Origin of the sequence: Nocardiopsis sp. TSRI0078 (assembly GCF_001905145.1) — a bacterium.
Taxonomy (GTDB): domain Bacteria; phylum Actinomycetota; class Actinomycetes; order Streptosporangiales; family Streptosporangiaceae; genus Nocardiopsis.
Window position 1 is genome coordinate 193,123 of record NZ_LWLB01000002.1, and the last position, 18,930, is coordinate 212,052.

An 18,930-nucleotide genomic window follows, 5' to 3' on the forward strand; every position below is an offset into this window, starting at 1 on the left:
AGACGGCATGAGGCCCGCTCCCGTCCCCTGGCCCGACCGCGCGAACCGACGGCAAGGCCCACGGACGCGGGACCGTGCGAACCTGGTGACCCGCCCCAGTCCTTCCGCCCCACAGGAGCCGCCCGTGCGCTGGACCGTCCACTCCGAGAAGAGCCTCTACACCGACCCGTGGATCGACGTGCGGGCCGCCGACGTCGAACTCCCCGACGGGCACAGGTTCGACCACCGCCTCGTGCGACGCCCGCCCGGCGCCGGGGCCGTGGTCCGCGACGGCCAGGGGCGCGTGCTGCTGCTGTGGCGGCACCGGTTCATCACCGACACCTGGGGCTATGAGATCCCCATGGGCGGTGTGCAGCCGGGGGAGAGCCCCGAACAGGCGGCCGCCCGCGAGGTACGTGAGGAGACCGGGTGGAGGACGGGACCGCTGCGCCCGCTGGTGTACACCCAGCCCTCCAGCGGACTCATGGACAGCGAGCACCACGTGTTCGTCGCCGACACGGCGGAACGGGCGGGTGAGCCCGAGGACACCTGGGAGGCCGAGCGCGTGGAGTGGGTGGCGCTGGACCGGACCCCCGACCTGGTGCGGGAGAGGCTCCTGGTGAGCGGTACCTCGATGAGCGCGCTGCTGTACCTGTACGCCACCGGGCCGCGGTGAGAGCGGCCCCGCCCACGGCCGCACGCCCCGGGAAAACCGGTCGCCGCACCAGGACCACCGCGCTACCGTGCGGGTCATGGCACCCACCCGCAGGCACTGGCGCACCCCGGACCTGGCCCAGACCATGGACGCGATCGGCGCGCAGACCGACCAAGCCTGGTCTGAGGCATGCGCGCGGTGGGACGCCCGCCCCGGCACCGACCAGGAGCACGACCTGGCCGAACTGGTGCTCTGCGACCCCGGACAGTTCCCGTGGCGGGTGGTCGACGCGGCCCTGGACCGCCTGGTGTGCCCCGGGTGCGGGCGGGCGCTGGGCTCGGGCGAGCGGGGGTGCGGGCCCTGCGACCTGGCCGACGGGCACCGGTACCTGGCCCGCGTGCTCGCTGCCCGGCCGTACCCCCGGGCAGCGAGCACGCGCTACGGGTGGACTCGGTGGTGGTGCGCCAGTGGTACCGGCACCCGGCCGCGGTGGTGTGCGGCTGGGAACTGTCCCTGCCCCACATCCACCGGGGCCGCCCGCCCACGGGGGCGCAGGCGCGCGCCGCCAAGGCCCGCATCGACCACCTCACCGGCCACCAGCCGCGCACCGTGGCCCCCTACGGGGAGCTGGAGGACCTCACCGCAGGCGCCTGAACCCCCGTGCGCCCTCAGCGCATCAGCTCCAGTTTCCCGGTGAGCCTGTTGACGTCCTTGCGCGGACCGAGGAGGGCCAGCCCCACGTACTCCACGTCCCGTGACTGGGTGGTCGCCAGCGCGTCCAGGTACTCCATGTAGTCGCGCGAGCGGCGGGCCACCTCGTTGAACCCCACCACCGTCAGCCCCTGCTCGTCGGCTCCGGCCTTGAGCCGGCGCAGCTGCTCCCCGGAGGCCACCAGGGTCGGCACCGGGTGCGGGTTGAGCCCGGCGTGCACCCCGCCGTCCGCGTCCTTGCCGTCGGCGGCCAGCGAGTTCTCCAACCGTCCTCCCAGCGCCAGGCCGAGCACCGCCCCGGCGTTGGCGGCCAGCGCGGGCTCCAGCCCCTGGCGCAGGACGACGACGATCTTGGTGGACATCCCATGACTAACCCCGTTCATATGGCGTGTGAACGGTTCAGAACCTAGACACGCGGGCAACGCCACAGCGGTGGCGCCGAACACTATTCGGCAGGGGTTCTAGTGTGGGACCCATGGACGAACTTGATTCGGCGATCGTGCGCGAACTCCAATAGGATGCCCGGCAGACCAACCGCGCCCTGGCCCACACACTCGGCGTGGCGCCCTCCACATGTCTGGAGCGCGTACGTCTGCTGCACCAGCGCGGCGTCATCCGCGGCTACCACGCCGACATCGATCCGGCCGCGCTCAACCGCCGGGTGGAGGCGTTCGTCTCGGTCCAGCTGCGCCCGCCCAGCCGCCAGGCCATCGAGGGCTTCAAGGCCGCGATGTTCGCCCTGCCCCAGGTGATGGCGGTCTACGTCGTGGCGGGGGAGCAGGACTTCCTGGTGCACGTGTCCGTGCCCTCCCTGGACGCGCTGCACAGCTTCCTCATCGACCGGCTCACCCAGCGCCGCGAGGTGGCCGGCTTCCGCAGCCAGATCATCTACGACAGCGTCCGCAAGAACGTCGCCGAGCCCCTGGAGTGAAGGACGGGAACCCTGTGGCACACTCCCACGTCCAAAACCCGACGACCCATCAAGAAAAGCCACGGAAGGTGACACATGAGCAGGAAGAGCAACAACCTCGGGCTCGGTCTGGCACTGGGAGTCTGCTTCGGCACCGCCTTCGGTACCCTCATGGACAACCTGGCGGTGGGCGTCGCCCTGGGCATCAGCCTGGGCCTGGTCTTCGGCATGACCACCGGCAAGAAGAGCGACACCGGTCACACAGGGGACTAGCCTCCCGGGTGGCGCTCACCACACCCCCGCCCCTCCCCACCCTCCCACCAGGTACGACAGGGGTCCTCACCGAGGTCACACACCCCGGGTGAGGCGACTGTTTCCCGTGTGTTACGACTGGACACCTCCAGGCAATGAGGCGTTCCTACCTTGGGCTTCGTCCGCAGCCGTCGAACAGGAAGGCCCGGTCGTGACCTCCGAGGCTGGCCCACGCGCACCGCGTACCGGTAAGAGCTGGATCACCCACTGGAACCCCGAGGACGAGGGCTTCTGGAACAACACGGGACGCGCCGTCGCCCGCCGCAACCTGTGGGCCTCGATCTTCTCCGAGCACATCGGCTTCTCCGTGTGGAGCCTGTGGTCGGTCCTGGTGCTGTTCATGACCCCGGCGACCGGCTTCGACTGGTCCGCCGAACAGAAGTTCCTCCTGGTCTCCGTCGTCTCCCTGGTCGGCGCCGTCCTGCGGGTCCCCTACACCCTGGCCGTACCGATCTTCGGCGGCCGCAACTGGACGATCATCTCCGCCGGCCTGCTGCTCGTCCCCACACTCCTGGCCGTCCACCTCATCCAGAACCCCGACACGCCCTACTGGCTGTTCGTGCTCCTGGGCGCCACCGCCGGATTCGGCGGGGGCAACTTCTCCTCCTCCATGGCCAACATCAACTTCTACTTCCCCGAGAAGGAGAAGGGATGGGCCCTGGGCATGAACGCCGGCGGCGGCAACATCGGCGTGGCCACCGTCCAACTGGTGGGCCTGGGTATCATCGCCCTGTTCACCCTCCAGGCCGGACACCTCGTACCGCTGATCTACGTGCCCCTCCTGCTCCTGGCCATCTGGGTGGCCGCACGGCACATGAACAACCTCTCCAGCGCCCGCACCGACGTCTCCGCCCAGCTCGCCGCCACCAGGGACCGCCACTTCTGGATCATGTCCTTCCTCTACGTCGGCACGTTCGGCTCCTTCATCGGCTTCGGATTCGCCTTCGGCCTGCTTCTGCAGAACCAGTTCGGACTGGACCCCCTCCAGGCGGCCTCCATCACCTTCCTGGGCCCGGCCATCGGCTCCCTCATCCGCCCCCTGGGCGGCAAACTGGCCGACCGCATCGGCGGAGCACGGGTCACCCTGTGCAACTTCCTGGCGATGGTGGCCGGAACCGGCGTGGTCGTGGCGGCCATCAACGCCGACTCCCTGCCCCTGTTCGTCACCGCGTTCGGCGTCGTGTTCGTCCTCACCGGCATCGGCAACGGCTCCACCTACAAGATGATCCCCTCCATCTACGCCGCCAAGGCCCAGAACGCCATCTCCCAGGGCACACCACCCCAACAGGCCCACTCCTACAACAAGCGCATCGCCAGCTCCATGCTCGGCCTGATCGGCGCCATGGGAGCCCTGGGCGGCGTCGGCATCAACCTGGTCTTTCGCGAGTCCTTCCGCCTCACCGAGTCCGCGGCCCCCGGCTTCATCGCCTTCGGCGCCTTCTACCTGGTCTGCGCCGCCCTCACCTGGGCCGTCTACCTGCGCCGCCCCGCCCGCACCGCCGCACCCGCCGCCGACCACGCGAAGAGCAGCACACGATGACCACCACCCACTGCCCCTACTGCGCCCTGCAGTGCGCCATGCACCTGGAACCCGGCCCCGACGGACGCCTGGCCGCCCGTCCCGCCGCCTTCCCCACCAACCGCGGCGGACTGTGCCGCAAGGGGTGGACCTCCGCCGAGCTCCTGACCGTCCCCGACCGCCTCACCCGGCCCCTGATACGCAAGGACCGCGCATCACCACTGGAGGAGACCGACTGGGACACCGCCCTGGACCACGTCGCCGAACGGCTGCTGGCCCTGCGCGCCGAGTCCGGCCCCGACAGCGTCGCGGTCTTCGGCAGCGGCAGCCTGACCAACGAGAAGTCCTACACCCTGGGCAAGTTCGCCCGCCTGGCGCTGGCCACCTCCCAGATCGACTACAACGGCCGCTTCTGCATGTCCTCGGCCGCGGCCGCGAGCACACGCGCCTTCGGCCTGGACCGCGGCATGCCCTTCCCCCTGACCGACGTCGGCCAGGCCGAAGTCGTCCTGCTCGCCGGAGCCAACCCGGCCGAGACCATGCCGCCGATGATGGGCCACCTGTCCGCACCCACCCTGATCGTCATCGACCCGCGCCGCTCCGCCACCGCCCAGGCCGCCCTGACCGACGGCGGCATCCACCTGGCCCCCCGCCCCGGCACCGACCTGTCCCTGGCCCTGGGCCTGCTGCACGCCGTACGCGTCCAGGGCTGGTGCGACGAGGACTTCGTCCACGGCCGCACCCACGGCTTCGAGGCCGCCTGGGAACACGCCGCCGCCTGGTGGCCCGAACGCACCGAACAGGTCACCGGCGTGCCCGCCACCCGCATCCGCGCCGCCGCCGACCTGCTGGGACAGGCCTCCCGCAACCGCTCGGCCTACATCCTGACCGGACGCGGCACCGAACAGCACGCCAAGGGCACCGACACCGTCTCGGCCTGGATCAACCTGGCCCTGGCCCTGGGCCTGCCCGGCCGCCAGGGCTCCGGCTACGGATGCATCACCGGCCAGGGCAACGGCCAGGGCGGACGCGAACACGGCCAAAAAGCCGACCAGCTCCCCGGCTACCGCAAGATCGACGACCCCGCCGCCCGCACCCACGTCGCCCGGGTGTGGGGCGTGGACCCCAGCGCCCTGCCCGGCCCGGGACGCTCGGCCTTCGAACTCCTGGACGCCCTGGGCACCGACCACGGCCCGCGCGCCATGCTGCTCTTCGGCTCCAACCCCCTCGTCTCCGCCCCCCACACCGACCGCGTCCGCGACCGCCTGGCTTCCCTGGACCTGCTGGTGGCCGCCGACTTCGTCCTCTCCGAGACCGCCGCCATGGCCGACGTGGTCCTGCCCGTGGCCCAGTGGGCCGAGGAGTCGGGCACCATGACCAACCTGGAGGGACGCATCCTGCGCCGCACCCGGGCCATCGCCCCTCCCGAAGGGGTGCGCACCGACCTGGAGGTCCTCTCCGACCTGGCCCTGCGCCTGGGACAACCACCCCAGCGCTTCCCCACCGACCCCGACACCGTCCTGGCCGAACTGGGCCGCGCATCCGCCGGAGGCCTCTCCGACTACTCCGGCGTCACCCCCGAACGCCTCTCCTCCGGCGAGGCCCTGCACTGGCCCGTACGCGCACAGGAAGAACCCACACCCCACCTGTTCCTGGACTCCTTCGCCCACCCCGACGGCCGCGCCCGCTTCGTACCGGTCCCGCACCAGCCCCCCGTCGAGACCACCGACGACGACTACCCCCTCGTCGCGACCACCGGACGCACGATGGGCCACTACCAGACCGGCGCCCAGACCCGCCGCGTCCCCGAACTGCACCGGGCCGAACCCGAGGCGTACGTGGAGGTACACCCCGACACCGCCGCCCGCGCCGGACTGGCCTCGGGGGACTGGGCCCGCATCACCTCCCGGCGCGGCCACACCCGCGCCCGGGTACGCCTGACACCCACCGCCCGCCTGGACACCGTGTTCCTGCCCTTCCACTTCGCGGGAGACCAATCCGCCAACAACCTCACCCACCCCGCCCTGGACCCCACCAGCCGCATGCCCGAGTTCAAGGTCAGCGCCGTACGCCTGGAACGCGAACCCGCTCACCCCTGACCCGGCCCCGCACCACCCCACCGGACCCCCGCCAACACCCCGGCCGACGCCGCCCGGGAACGCACACACCCACACCAGGAGGCAGCAGTTGAGCACCGTGCAGGGCGCGTCCCCGCGTCAGATCGTGGTCGTCGGCAACGGCATGGTCGGCGCCCGCTTCGCCGAGGAAACAGCCCGCCTGGACCCGGCGGGGGAGCACACACACGTCACCGTGGTCGGCACCGAACACCACCACGCCTACAACCGCGTCCTGCTCTCAGGCGTGGTCGCCGGGGACTACACCCCCGACCAGATCCGCCTGCCCGTCCCCGACACCCCGGGCGTGACCGTGCGCACCGGCACCACCGCCACCGCCCTGGACACCGAGAACCGCACCCTCGCCCTGGACGACGGCACCCACCTGCCCTACGACGAACTGGTCCTGGCCACGGGCGCACGCGCCGCCTTCCCCCCGGTCACCGGCGTGGCCGCACCCGACGGAGCCCCCGGGGAGGGAGTGACCGCCCTACGCGACCTGGCCGACTGCCAGCGCCTGCTCGCCCTGGCCCGCCCCGGAGCCCCCGTCGTGGTGCTCGGCGGCGGCATCCTGGGTCTGGAGGCCGCACGCGGCCTCGTGGGCCGGGGAATGCGGGTGTCGGTGGTGGAGTCCTCCCCCTGGATCATGCGCCGCCAGATCGACCAGCCGGCCGCACGCATCCTCGCCGAACGCTACGCCGCCATGGGCGTGGCCGTGCACTCCTGGCGGGTGGCCGCACGCTGGATCCCCGGCACCGGCCTGGAACTGGACGACGGCCGCATCCTGCCCGGCGACGCCCTGGTCGTCACCGCCGGGGTACGCGGCAACACCGAACTGGCCAAGGACGCCGGCATCGAGGTCGAACACGGCATCGTCGTCGACGACCGCCTCGCCACCTCCGACGCACGCGTACACGCCATCGGCGACTGCGCCCAGCACCCCGGAGGCGGCGCCGGACTCATCCAACCCGGCTGGGAACAGGCCGCGGTCCTGGCCAGGCGCCTGACCGGGACCGCACCGAACGCGCTCTACACCGGAGCCAGACCGCTGACCCGCCTCAAGGCCCAGGGCATCGAACTGACCGCGTTCGGACAGGTCCACGAGGAGGACGCCGAGGACCTGGAAACGGTGACCATCAGCGACCCCTACGGAGGCCGCTACGCCAAGCTGTCGGTACGCCAGGAGAAGGTGGTGGGCGCGGTACTGCTGGGCTTCCCCGAGGCCGCGGCCACCCTGGCCCAGCTCTACGACACCGGAGCCCCCGTACCCGCCGACCGGCTCGCCCTGCTCCAGGGGCTGCCCACCACCGCCCCCGACCAGCCCCAGGACCAGGACGGGCCCCCGTCCCTGGTGTGCCGGTGCAACGCGGTCAGCCGCACCGACATCGAACAGGCCTGGCTGGACGGGGCACGCACACGCGAGGCCATCGCCGAACGGACACGCGCCACCACCGGCTGCGGCGGGTGCGTACGCGACGTCCAGGCACTGCTGTCGGGGATGCGGGGCCAGGCCGACGCCCCGGTCGGCTGACACGCCCCCCGGGGGTCACTGGCCCACACGCCCGTCCGCACGCTCACGCAGCAGGTCGGCGTGCCCGTTGTGGCGGGCGTACTCCTCCACCATGTGCACCAACACCTCACGCAGGTCCAGCACCCTGCCGCTGTGCGGATCGGTCCGGGCCGGACCCTCCAGATCCGCGGCACCGGACACGAACGCGTCGGTGTGGGCGCACTGGGCCCGCCAGGCCGACCAGGCCTCCTCCACCACCGCGGGGTCGGCCACCGCGCCGTCGAAGTCCCCGTCCGGTTCCGCGGCGCTGACGTAGAGGGAAGGCGCCTCCCGCGGGCCGCGCCCGCCCAGACGGCGCCAAAACCACAGACGCTCCACCTCCGCCATGTGCCGCACCAATCCCAGCAGGGACATGGTGGAGGGCGGCACCGAGCGGCGGGCCAGGGCCCCGGCGTCCAACCCCGCGCACTTGAGCTCCAAGGTCAGGCGCTGACAACGCAGGAACTCCACCAGGACGGCCCGCTCGCCCACAGGACGGGCACGGCCCTCCCGGGGATCCTCCTCCAAGGGCACGAACACGTCCGCGCGTCCGTACGAGATGCTCATGCGGGTGAGTATGGACCCGCCCGGCCCCGCGCGCACGGGGGTTTTCGCGCCCCCGCACCCCGGCCCCGGTTCAGCGCACCGTCAGGGCCACCGCCGTGCACACCAGGGCGGCCAGAGAGACCAGCGTGCGCAGGTGGTTCCAGCGCACCCACACCGCCTCGAAGGCACCGCGCACCACGGCCGGGTCCCCGATGCGCTCGACCGGACCCGCACGGTCCAGGGCGTCGTTGCGCGGCACGTTGACGGAGAAGGTCACCAGCAGCGCCGCGCACAGGCAGGCCAGCGCCACACCCGACCACACCGCCGCGGCCACGGCCCCCGCACTGGCGTACAGCACCATGCAGGCCAGCACCCCCGCCGGAGCGCCGATGAAGACCACGGCGAAGAACGGGTTGAGGATGGCCGCGTTGATGCCCTGCATCACCTCGATCATCGCCCGGTCACCGGCCCTGCCCAGACCGGGCATCACCGCGATCGAGAACGCGAAGAACAACCCGGCGAAAAGCCCGGTCACCACCACGGCGAACACCGGGACGACCCCGTGCACCATCTCCGCCACGCCCCACCCCGAGTCCGTCGTCGTCCGCGCCTGGCCGGATTCTACGCCCCGGCCCAACGACCGCGCCCGGACCGCCCGGACCGCCCGGACACGGCGTCGGCAACCGTGCGGGCACACCGATGGCGCAGGCCGGTGGGGTGTTCCGGAGAGCGAAGACGCCGACCATGGACGGCCGGAAGCGGACCCTTCCGCCTCCGGGCCCACCGCGCATCGCGCCGGAGCACGCGAGAACCGCGTCCTTCCGGCGTGCCCCGGTCCTCATCCCGTTCCGCGCCCCGGCCCGTCCGAGGTCACGCGGACGGCTCCGGGCCTTCCCCCGCCGCGGCGCGTGCTCAGCTCGTAGACCATCACCGACAACAACCACAACACGGTGAGCGGAATGACGAACCACAGCATCGCGGCACTGTAGGGCCGCAGGGCCGCGTGTTCGGTGCCCTCCAGGACCAGGTAGGAGATGTAGGCGGCGTAGAAACCGACGAGCAGCGCACCCTCCCAGCGGGCCACGCTCAACCGGGTCAGGGCCACCGGCAACAGCACCAACGCCACCGCCACCATGATCGGCAGGTCGAACCGCAAAGCCGCAGGCGCGACGGCGATCCCCTCAGGGGCGACGACGGCGGTCAGGCCGAGCACCGCACCGATGTTGAACACGTTGCTGCCCACGACGTTGCCCACCGCCATGTCGCGCTCGCCCCGCACCACCGCGACGACACAGGTCACCAGCTCGGGCAGGGACGTACCGACCGCCACCACGGTCAGTCCGATGAGCAGGTCGCTCACCCCCAGCGCCGCCGCGATCGTACCGGCCGCGTACACCAGCAGCCGCGCCCCCATCACCAACAGGGCCGTACCCAGGACCACGAACACCAGGTCCACCAGGACCGACCGCGTCCGTGTGGCGGCGCGGGCCCGGCCGTCCGCGCCCGGACCGGCGCCGTCGGCTCCTGCCCGCGCGAAGGCCGAACCGTGGGGCGCCCGCCTCCGGGAGACGAGCACCGTGACGGTGACGTAGACCAGCAGGACCGCGAACAGCACGACACCGTCGACGCGCCCCAGGCCCCCGTCCAGGGCCATCAGGAACACCACCGCCGACAGCGCCGCCATCACCGGGATGTCGGCGCGCACGACCTGGGAGCCCACCGCCAGTGGGACGAACAGCGCCGCCGCCCCGAGCACGAGCAGGATGTTGGCGATGTTGCTGCCCACGACGTTGCCCACGGCCAACCCCGGATACCCGGAGAGCGCGGCGTCGGTGCTGACCACCAGCTCCGGCGCCGACGTGGTGAACGACACCACGGTCAGCCCCACGACCAGCGAGGACATCCCCAGGGTCCGTGCCAGCGACCCGGCGCCCCGTACGAGCGACTCCCCTCCGGCCATCAACAGCCCCAGACCCGCCACCAGAGCGAGAACCACCACCGCGTCCACTCGGACCCTCCGGTCGCACCACCGTGTCGCGCTCGGCATACCCACCACCAGGGGTTCTCTCCCCTTCCGGGTACGCCCGGTGCCGAGGCCGAGGGGAGAGCACGAGCAGGACCCGGTCGGGCACCGGCGCCCATACCAACCGCCACCGCACGGCCGCCCGCCGAGGCGGGGGAAGGAGCCACCGCCACACGCCGCGGACCCTCAGCCGTGCCACTCGCAGAAGAGCACGGTGGCGTCGTCGCCGAACTGGCCGTGGTGGTACTCCAGGACCCCGTGCACCAGACGGCGCAGCGTCTCGGGGACCGGCATGTTGTCGGCCTGGTGGCGGATGACGAAGTCCACGAACCGCTCCACACCGAACTCCCGCCCCTGGGAGTCGCGGGCCTCGATGATGCCGTCGGTGTAGAGCAGCAACCGGTCACCGGGCTCCAACTGCTCACGGCACACCGTCACCGGCAACCCCAGGTCCATCCCCAGAGGATGGGAGGGCTCGCACTCCAGGCTGCGCACCCGGCTGTTGCGGATGAGCACCGGCGGCAGGTGCCCGCAGTTGACCCAGTGCAGCTCACCGGTGGTCATGTTCAACTCGGCCAGGACCGCGGTCGCGAAACGGGTGCGCACGAACTCCTGGATCAGGGTCTCCTCCACCCCCCGGCATATCCGGGCCAGATCGGTGCCCTTGCGGCGCTCGTTGCGCAAGGCCCCCACCGCCAGGTTCGCGATCAGCCCCGCGGCGGTGTCGTGCCCCATCGCGTCGAACATCGCCAGGTGCGCGACCTCCCCCGCCACGGCGTAGTCGAAGGCGTCCCCGGCGTTGTCGTAGGCCGGCTCCGTGGCGGCCGAGATCGTCACCCGCGAATCGGCGAAGGTCCCCGGCGGCATGAGCGTCCACTGCATCTCCGCCGAGACCGACATGGACCTGGTACGCACCAACCGGGCGTAGGAGTCGCTGTTGGAACGCTTGGCGATGACCAGCAGGGCCACCATCGAGGCCAGGTCCCGCATCGCCGAGCGGTCCGGATCGCCCGCGTAGACCACGTGCAGCACCCCCAGGCGCTGGGCGCCCTCCAGGACCGGCACCCAGTACCGCTGCTCACCCTCCACACGCACGGTCACACCCGTCACGTAGGCCTGTCCGGCCGGGGAGTCGTCCACACTCAGGGCCTCACCGCCCTCATGGGCGTCGCTCCCCGCCCCGGTGAACTCACGCAGAACCTGCTGCTGGTGGTCGGCCAGGTAGACACGGGCCTGGGACAGATCGGCGCCCTCGGCCTTCTTGGCGATCAACGAGGGCAACTCCTCGAAAGTGGCCAGATGACCGGCCCGCACCAGAGAGACCATCAACTCGTTGGACGCGTGTTGCACCGGCATGGCAGCACCCCGGATTCTGGCAGGGTAGGTGTTCTCTCCAACCCCTACCCGCCACATCGCCTCTGGACCACAGACACCAATCGTCGCACGGCCACGCGCGAACCGAAACAGCCCGAACGCTCCGACCAGCCGATACCCCTCTCCGAAACCCCGCATCCCGCGGGGGAGCGGCCCGCACACCGCGAAGGGCCTCCCCTCCTTCCCCGGAGCGGGGCACCCCGGCTCACACCATCGCGCGGATCCGGCCGGGAACGACCTCGGGCAGCCCGCGCCCGCACACCGGGCACCCCGCCCGGCGCCGCACCGCGTAGGCCGCGGTCGCCACCCCCAGCGCCGCGCCCCACACCAGCATGGACGCGAACGCCACCGTGTGCAGGACCTCGGCCGTCAACAACGACGCCCCACGCGCACGCAGCAGCTCGACCACGACACTGCGGCCCATCGCCACCAGCGCCACCGCCACCAGCGTCGCGGGCACCACCGCCAACCCCACCGGGACCCGGCGCCCCCGCACACCCGCCATCCACCACGGGAAGCGCACCCCCCAGCGCTGGACCAGCCCCAGCATCAGCACCGCCCCGACCAGACCGGCCGTGCCCAGACCCACCCCGATCATGACGGTGCCCTCGTTCGCGGCCATGGCCGCGAACTCCTCCTCACCGACCCCCACCGGCACACCGAAGACCCACGGCAGGCGCAGCGACGGATAGAACAGGGCGAACACGCAGGCCACGGCCACCGCGACCCGCCCCAGGCGCAGCGCCCGCACCCGCACGTCGCGCTCCACACCAGGCGTCCACCGCGGCCCGCGCCCGCACCGCCGACAGGCGGCACGCACCGCACGGCGGTGCACAAGCGCGACCACCGCCCACACCACCACCCCCGCGGTGAAGAACAGGGTGCTCAGAAGGGAGGGGGTGAAGGTCGCCTCCACCCAGGTCCGGACCAGTCCGGGCAGGAACCAGCCCACCACCGGCAGGATCATCGAGTACCCCAGCCAAGACAGCAGCTGCCCGTTCACGAACACCACCAGCGCCGTACCGGACAGGGCCCAGGCGCCCGCCTGGACCAGCGCGCCCCCGCCCCGGCGCAGCATGAGCACGGCACACACCACACCCACCAGCCCCATCACCAGCGACAGCGCCGCGGAGGCCGTCGAGCCGGGGGAGGAGAAGAGCGCACCGAACGCGGCCTGCTCGGACTCACCCGCGGGGACCACCCCGCCCAACCACCCCAGACCCAGCCCCAGGGCCGCGGCCGACCAGGCCAGGGCCATCCAGGGCACGGTCGTGGCGTGTGCGTGTTCATGAGGGGTCCGCGATGCGGCGGCCGATGGTGGGGCGGACATGGTCTGGCTCCTCCGAAGGGGGTACGAAAGCAACACCCCGAGCCTGTCGCGCACCGCCCCCGCCCGGCCTCACCACCGAGCGGGATCCGCCTCCCCCGCACGGGGGAGCGGCCACCGCGCCCCCGGAGCCGGAACGCCCCGGCCCCGCCCCACCCGCCGAGAGCCCCCGGCAGGCGCACACCCCACCGAAACCGCGGCGCTCCCACGACGAACCAGCCACGGACAGGGCCCGGACCGCACCCGGCCCTCACAGCACCGGGCCGCCGCGCCCACCCACCGCTCAGCCGGGCAGCTCCTCCACACGCTCGGCCCGCTCCGGAGGCACCCCGCCACCGCGGGCAGCCCCGCACCCACGATCGCGCAGGTGGTGTCCATGTCACCGCCCTCACGCACCAGGCGCAGCAACCGCCCCGCGGCCGGACCGTACCCCCGGTCGAAGTCGTGGTGGCGGGCGAGGGAGGCCGCCCACCGGTCGGGGACCACCCCGCCGCCGCACACCACCGGGGGCATGTGACCGAACACCCACCCGCCCCCGAACCACCCCGCGCACCCGCCCCACCCTGGGACTTCACTCCACCCCGACCCCCATCACGCACCCGCCACCTGCAACGGGAGCACAACGAAACAACCGCGTCACACACGGCTGACCCCGCAGAAACACCCTCCGGGTTGCCTGAAACCCGTCCGACCCCGCAGCAGGAGGAGCCGCACACCCATGGAAGAACTCGTCGTCATCGGCAACGGCATGGTCGGCCACCGACTCATCGAGGCCCTGCGCGACCGCGACAGCGCCCACCACTGGCACATCACCGTCGTGGGCGAGGAACCCCGCACCGCCTACGACCGCGTCGCCCTCTCCTCCTACTTCGACGGCGCCACCGCCCAGGACCTGTCCCTGGGCCAGGTGAGCGGTCCCCACGTGGACGTGCACGTGAGCGAACGCGCCACCGCCATCGACCGCGCCAACCGCACCGTCACCACCGACACCGGCCGCGTCCTGCCCTACGACCGCCTCGTCCTGGCCACCGGCTCCACCCCCTTCGTGCCCCCCATCCCCGGACACGACCTGCCCGGATGCCACGTCTACCGCACCATCGAGGACCTGGACGCCATCACCGCCTCCGCCCAAGGCGCCCGCACCGGCGTGGTCATCGGCGGCGGCCTGCTCGGACTGGAAGCCGCCAACGCCCTGCGCCTGCTGGGCCTGCAGGCACACGTGGTCGAACTCGCCCCCCACCTGATGCCCGCCCAGATCGACGAGGGCGCCGGAGCCCTCCTGCGCAACCTCATCACCGACCTGGGCGTACACGTACACACCGGCACCGCCTCCACCGCCGTCGAAGCCGCCGCCAACGGCCGCGTGGGCCACCTGAGGCTGGGGGAGGACGCCCGCCTGGACGCCGACCTGGTCGTGTTCTCCGTGGGCATCCGCCCACGCGACGACCTCGCCCGCGCCGCGGGCCTGCAGGTGGGCGAACGCGGCGGCATCGTCATCGACGACACCTGCACCACCAGCGACGCCCACATCCACGCCATCGGCGAAGCCGCCAACCACCAAGGCACCGTCTACGGCCTCATCGCCCCCGGCAACGCCATGGCCGAAGTGGTCGCCGACCAGCTCGTCGGCGGACAGGCCACCTTCACCGGCGCCGACACCTCCACCAAACTCAAACTCCTGGGCGTGGACGTGGCCAGCTTCGGCGACGCCCACGGCCGCACCCCCGGCGCCCTGGACGTGGTCGTCAACGACGCCGCCGGCGGCCGCTACGCCAAACTCGTCCTCTCCGACGACGCCACCACCCTGCTCGGCGGCATCCTGGTCGGCGACGCCGCCGCCTACGCCACCCTGCGCCCCATGGTCGGCTCCCCCCTGCCCGGCGACCCGCTGGCCCTGATCACCCCCGAAGGCGGAGCCGCCCTGGGTGCCGACGCCCTACCCGACTCCGCCCAGATCTGCTCCTGCAACGCCGTCACCAAGGGCGAACTGACCCAGGCCATCGACCGCGGAAACCACGACGTACCCGCCCTGAAGGCCTGCACCAAGGCCGGAACCAGCTGCGGCTCGTGCGTGCCCATGCTCAAGCAGATCCTCGCCCAGGCCGGCATCGAACAGTCCAAGGCCCTGTGCGAGCACTTCCCCCAGTCACGCGCCGAACTGGTCGAGATCATCCGCGCCACCGGCACCGCCACCTTCTCCGCGCTCATCAAGGCACACGGCACCGGGCACGGCTGCGACATCTGCAAACCCGCCGTCGCCTCCATCCTGGCCTCCCTGGGAGGCGGACACATCCTGGAGGGCGAACAGGCCACCCTGCAGGACACCAACGACCGCTACCTGGCCAACATGCAGCGCAACGGCACCTACTCGGTCGTGCCCCGCATCCCCGGCGGCGAGGTCACCCCCGACAAACTCATCGTCATCGGCGAGGTCGCACGCGACTTCAACCTCTACACCAAGATCACCGGCGGCCAGCGCATCGACCTGTTCGGCGCCCGACTGGAACAGCTGCCCCAGATCTGGCGGCGCCTGGTCGACGCCGGATTCGAGTCCGGCCACGCCTACGGCAAGTCCCTGCGCACCGTCAAGTCGTGCGTGGGCACCACCTGGTGCCGCTACGGCGTCCAGGACTCGGTGGGCCTGGCCATCCGCCTCGAAGAGCGCTACCGGGGCCTGCGCTCACCCCACAAACTCAAGTCCGCCGTCTCCGGATGCGCCCGCGAATGCGCCGAGGCCCGCGGCAAGGACTTCGGCGTCATCGCCACCGACCAGGGCTGGAACCTGTACGTGGGCGGCAACGGCGGCTTCACCCCCCGCCACGCCGAACTCCTGGCCGGCGACCTGGACGAGCAGACCCTCATCCGCTACATCGACCGCTTCCTGATGTTCTACGTGCGCACCGCCGACCGCCTCCAGCGCACCGCACCCTGGATCGAGTCCCTGGACGGGGGCCTGGACCACCTGCGCGAGGTCATCGTCCACGACTCCCTGGGCATCGCCGCCGAACTCGAAGCCGCCATGGACGAGCACGTGGCCTCCTACACCGACGAGTGGGCCGCCGTCCTGGACGACCCCGACAAACTCGCCCGCTTCGTCTCCTTCGCCAACGCCCCCGACACCCCCGACCCCACCATCAGCTTCACCACCACCCGCGACCAGCCCGTACCCCAAACACCCGTCAGCCTGGGCATGCCCGCCCGCCGACCCCAGGAGGCCACCCGATGACCACCACCACCCAGACCCGGCCCACCACCTGGATCGACGCCTGCCCCGCCGCACGGCTGCGCCCCGAGGACGGCGTGGCCATCCTCCTGCCCGACCGCACCCAGGCCGCCCTGTTCCGCACCCGCGACGGACACCTGTACGCCGTGGACAACATCGACCCCTACACCGGCGCCGCCGTCATCTCCCGCGGCATCGTCGGCGACCGCGCGGGAGAGCCCACCATCGCCTCACCCATGCTCAAGAACGTCTTCTCCCTGCGCACAGGCCAGAGCCTGGACGACGCCGACGTGCACCTGAACACCTGGCCCGTACGCCAGAACGGCACCACCGTGCAGATCGCCACCGGCGCCCAGGAGAGCACACCGTGAACACCCTGCCCCACGCACCACCCGCGCCCGCCACCACCGCGCCACTGGCCGGGTTCACCGTCGCCGTCACCGCCGCACGCCGCGCCGAGGAACTCAGCGCCCTGCTGCGCCGCAAGGGCGCCCAGGTCATCGCCGCACCCGCCCTGCGCATCGTGCCCCTGAGCGACGACCAGCGCCTGGCCTCGGTCTCGGACCAACTCGCCCGCCGCCCCGCCGACATCGTCGTGGCCACCACCGGCATCGGCTTCCGCGGCTGGGTGGAGGCCTGCGAGACCTGGGGCACCGCCGACCCGCTCCTGAACAGCATGCGCTCCTCACGCCTGCTGGCACGCGGCCCCAAGGCCAAGGGCGCCATCCGCGCAGCCGGACTCACCGAGGAGTGGTCACCCCCTTCCGAGTCCTCCGCCGAAGTCCTGGACTACCTCCTGGCCCAAGGAGTGCAGGGCCTGCGCGTGGCCGTCCAACTCCACGGCGAACCCCTGTCCGACTTCACCGCCGCCCTGCGCCTGGCCGGAGCCGACGTGGTCGAGGTCCCCGTCTACCGGTGGACCCAACCCGAGGACACCGCACCCCTGGACCGCCTCATCGAAGCCGCCACCACCGGGGGAGTGGACGCCCTCACCTTCACCAGCGCCCCGGCCGCCGCCGGACTGCTCACCCGCGCCCGCACCACCGGACACCACGGCGAACTCGTCCAGGCCCTGCGCGGCGACGTCCTGGCCATGTGCGTGGGCCCGGTCACCGCCCGCCCCCTCATGGCCCACGACATCCCCACCGTGTGGCCCGAACGCGCCCGCATCGGCGCCCAGGTCCGCAAACTCACCGAAGAACTGCCCGCGCGCTTTCCCACCCTGCCCGTGGCCGGACACCACCTGCGCCTGCGCGGCCACGCCGTCCTGGTCGACGGCACCGTCCACACGCTCTCACCCACTCTGATGCGGCTGATGCGCGCCCTGGCCCACCGCCCCGGACAGGTCCTGGACCGCGCCCGCCTGCTCACCTGCCTGGGCGAGGACGCCGACGCCCACGCCGTGGAAACCGCCGTGGCACGCCTGCGCACCGCGCTGGGCGACGCCCGCATCATCCAGACCGTGGTCAAACGCGGCTACCGGCTGGCCCTGGAGACCACCGACTGCGCCCACCGGCCCTGACCACCCGGGAAACACCCCCGGCCCCAGGACCCACCAGAGCACGGAGAGGAAGAGGCGGCACGCCCCGCCAGGGCCCGCCCCGCACCACGCGATGAACCGACACCCGACCCTGCTGCTGGCCGTCCACGGCACCCGCGACCCCCACGGCACCGCAGTGGCCCACTCCCTGGCCCTGCGCGTGGCCGAGACGACCCGCCGACCCACCCGCCTGGCCTTCGCCGACGTACTCACCCCCACCGTCGGCGACGTCGCCGCCGCCACCCCCGGACCCCTGGTCGTCGTACCCGCCTTCCTGGCCTCGGGCTACCACGTGCGCACCGACATCCCCCACCAGCTCGCCCTGGCGGGCCGCGCCGACGCCGTCATCACCCCCGCCCTGGGCGCGCACCCGGCAGTACTGGACACCGCGGTGCGCCGCCTGGCCCAGGCCGGCCACCGCCCCGGAGACGCCCTCGTCCTGGCCTGCGCCGGAACCTCCGACCCCCACGCGCGCGCCGAACTCGACCAGGCACGGGCCCGCCTGGCCCGGCGCCTGGGCGCCCCGGTGGCCCCGGGCTTCATCGCCACCGGCCGCCCCACCGTCGCCGAACAGGTGCAGCGCCTGCGCGCACAGGGGCATGCGCGGGTGTCCCTGGCCAGCTGGCTCCTGGCCCCGGGCCTGTTCCACGACCGCCTGGCCCAAGCGGGTGCCGACACGGTGGCGCGCCCGCTGTGCCCGGACCCGGCCATCGCCCACGCCGTGGCCGCCCGCTACCACCAGGCCGCCATCGCCCAACCCGTCTGAGAACCCGCCGCCCCGCCCGCCAGGGCGCACCGCGCCGGCGACGCACCTCCCCGGCGCGAAGAAGCGGCGCGGAAGTCCCCCGCGGCGGGGGAGAGGGCGCATCCGGCGGGGGACACACCCGCACCCCACCGGGAGAACCCGGGCACCGCCCCACCACGGGCGCCCGCGCGGAGAACGGCACGCGCACACCACACGCGTGGCCACAACCGGCCGCGCCGCGCACCACGGGCCGCCCCAGAGGGAACACCCCCAACGGGCCCTTCGCCCGAACCCGTTCCCGCACCGCCCAAAGGACGGCCATGCCCGCAACACCCACCCCCCTGGACTTCCACGACCCCAGGAGCGACCGCGCCGTCGGCGCGCTCCTCGGAGCCCCCCTGGC

The 18,930-nt window shown here is 72.4% G+C and carries 16 protein-coding genes and 1 pseudogene; 11 read left to right on the forward strand and 6 right to left on the reverse strand.

Going from position 1 to position 18,930, the window contains the following annotated elements; translation table 11 throughout:
- The first annotated feature begins 124 nt into the window (after positions 1-124).
- Both A6A08_RS04550 and A6A08_RS28590 read left to right on the forward strand, forming a co-directional pair.
- The gene (locus A6A08_RS04550) at positions 125-655 is read left to right on the forward strand and encodes an NUDIX hydrolase (RefSeq protein ID WP_073701242.1); all 531 of its coding nucleotides are present in this window, start codon (positions 125-127) and stop codon (positions 653-655) included.
- Positions 656-1,090: 435 nt separating this feature from the next.
- A complete protein-coding gene (locus A6A08_RS28590; RefSeq protein WP_242422112.1) occupies positions 1,091-1,288 on the forward strand; it encodes a hypothetical protein in 198 nt (65 codons plus the stop codon).
- A 14-nt stretch (positions 1,289-1,302) separates the two neighbouring features.
- Here A6A08_RS28590 and A6A08_RS04560 read toward each other — a convergent pair whose 3' ends face one another.
- A complete protein-coding gene (locus A6A08_RS04560) occupies positions 1,303-1,707 on the reverse strand; it encodes a DUF2000 domain-containing protein (RefSeq protein WP_199866837.1) in 405 nt (134 codons plus the stop codon).
- A gap of 113 nt (positions 1,708-1,820) precedes the next feature.
- Here A6A08_RS04560 and A6A08_RS04565 point away from each other — a divergent pair.
- The 5 genes and pseudogenes from A6A08_RS04565 to A6A08_RS04580 all read left to right on the forward strand — a co-directional run bounded on the left by A6A08_RS04565 (position 1,821) and on the right by A6A08_RS04580 (position 7,731).
- Positions 1,821-2,276 (forward strand): annotated as a pseudogene (locus A6A08_RS04565) (Lrp/AsnC family transcriptional regulator).
- Positions 2,277-2,351: 75 nt separating this feature from the next.
- Complete coding sequence (locus A6A08_RS28125; protein ID WP_199866838.1) at positions 2,352-2,528, forward strand: hypothetical protein; 177 nt, start codon at positions 2,352-2,354, stop codon at positions 2,526-2,528.
- Between the two features lie 190 nt (positions 2,529-2,718).
- On the forward strand, positions 2,719-4,107 hold the full coding sequence (locus tag A6A08_RS04570) for an MFS transporter (protein ID WP_073701244.1): 1,389 nt from the start codon (positions 2,719-2,721) through the stop codon (positions 4,105-4,107).
- On the forward strand, positions 4,104-6,185 hold the full coding sequence (locus tag A6A08_RS04575) for a molybdopterin oxidoreductase family protein (protein WP_073701245.1): 2,082 nt from the start codon (positions 4,104-4,106) through the stop codon (positions 6,183-6,185). The genes A6A08_RS04570 and A6A08_RS04575 overlap by 4 nt, the downstream gene beginning before the upstream one ends.
- A gap of 88 nt (positions 6,186-6,273) precedes the next feature.
- A complete protein-coding gene (locus tag A6A08_RS04580; RefSeq protein WP_073701246.1) occupies positions 6,274-7,731 on the forward strand; it encodes an FAD-dependent oxidoreductase in 1,458 nt (485 codons plus the stop codon).
- Positions 7,732-7,746: 15 nt separating this feature from the next.
- Here A6A08_RS04580 and A6A08_RS04585 read toward each other — a convergent pair whose 3' ends face one another.
- From A6A08_RS04585 to A6A08_RS04605, 5 genes are all read right to left on the reverse strand, one after another.
- Positions 7,747-8,316, reverse strand: coding sequence for a DinB family protein (locus tag A6A08_RS04585; protein ID WP_073701286.1), 570 nt, complete (start codon positions 8,314-8,316; stop codon positions 7,747-7,749).
- A 70-nt stretch (positions 8,317-8,386) separates the two neighbouring features.
- Positions 8,387-8,875, reverse strand: a complete 489-nt coding sequence (locus A6A08_RS04590) for a DUF1772 domain-containing protein (protein ID WP_073701247.1) — start codon at positions 8,873-8,875, stop codon at positions 8,387-8,389.
- Between the two features lie 258 nt (positions 8,876-9,133).
- Complete coding sequence (locus A6A08_RS04595; RefSeq protein WP_242422113.1) at positions 9,134-10,294, reverse strand: calcium/sodium antiporter; 1,161 nt, start codon at positions 10,292-10,294, stop codon at positions 9,134-9,136.
- A 210-nt stretch (positions 10,295-10,504) separates the two neighbouring features.
- Positions 10,505-11,674 (reverse strand): PP2C family protein-serine/threonine phosphatase, encoded by a 1,170-nt coding sequence (locus A6A08_RS04600; RefSeq protein ID WP_073701249.1) that lies wholly within the window; start codon positions 11,672-11,674, stop codon positions 10,505-10,507.
- Between the two features lie 223 nt (positions 11,675-11,897).
- Complete coding sequence (locus A6A08_RS04605) at positions 11,898-13,022, reverse strand: hypothetical protein (RefSeq protein ID WP_083608836.1); 1,125 nt, start codon at positions 13,020-13,022, stop codon at positions 11,898-11,900.
- Between the two features lie 715 nt (positions 13,023-13,737).
- Between A6A08_RS04605 and nirB the strand changes: the two genes are divergently transcribed.
- The 4 genes from nirB (at position 13,738) to A6A08_RS04630 (ending at position 18,548) form a co-directional block, all read left to right on the forward strand.
- The gene (gene nirB, locus A6A08_RS04615) at positions 13,738-16,245 is read left to right on the forward strand and encodes a nitrite reductase large subunit NirB (RefSeq protein ID WP_073701252.1); all 2,508 of its coding nucleotides are present in this window, start codon (positions 13,738-13,740) and stop codon (positions 16,243-16,245) included.
- Entirely contained in the window at positions 16,242-16,613 is a 372-nt protein-coding gene (gene nirD, locus A6A08_RS04620) for a nitrite reductase small subunit NirD (RefSeq protein ID WP_073701253.1), read from the forward strand. Before nirB ends, nirD begins: the two co-directional genes overlap by 4 nt.
- Positions 16,610-17,764, forward strand: a complete 1,155-nt coding sequence (locus tag A6A08_RS04625; protein WP_073701254.1) for a uroporphyrinogen-III synthase — start codon at positions 16,610-16,612, stop codon at positions 17,762-17,764. Before nirD ends, A6A08_RS04625 begins: the two co-directional genes overlap by 4 nt.
- 91 nt (positions 17,765-17,855) lie before the next feature.
- Positions 17,856-18,548 (forward strand): sirohydrochlorin chelatase, encoded by a 693-nt coding sequence (locus A6A08_RS04630; protein ID WP_073701255.1) that lies wholly within the window; start codon positions 17,856-17,858, stop codon positions 18,546-18,548.
- Positions 18,549-18,930 lie beyond the last annotated feature (382 nt).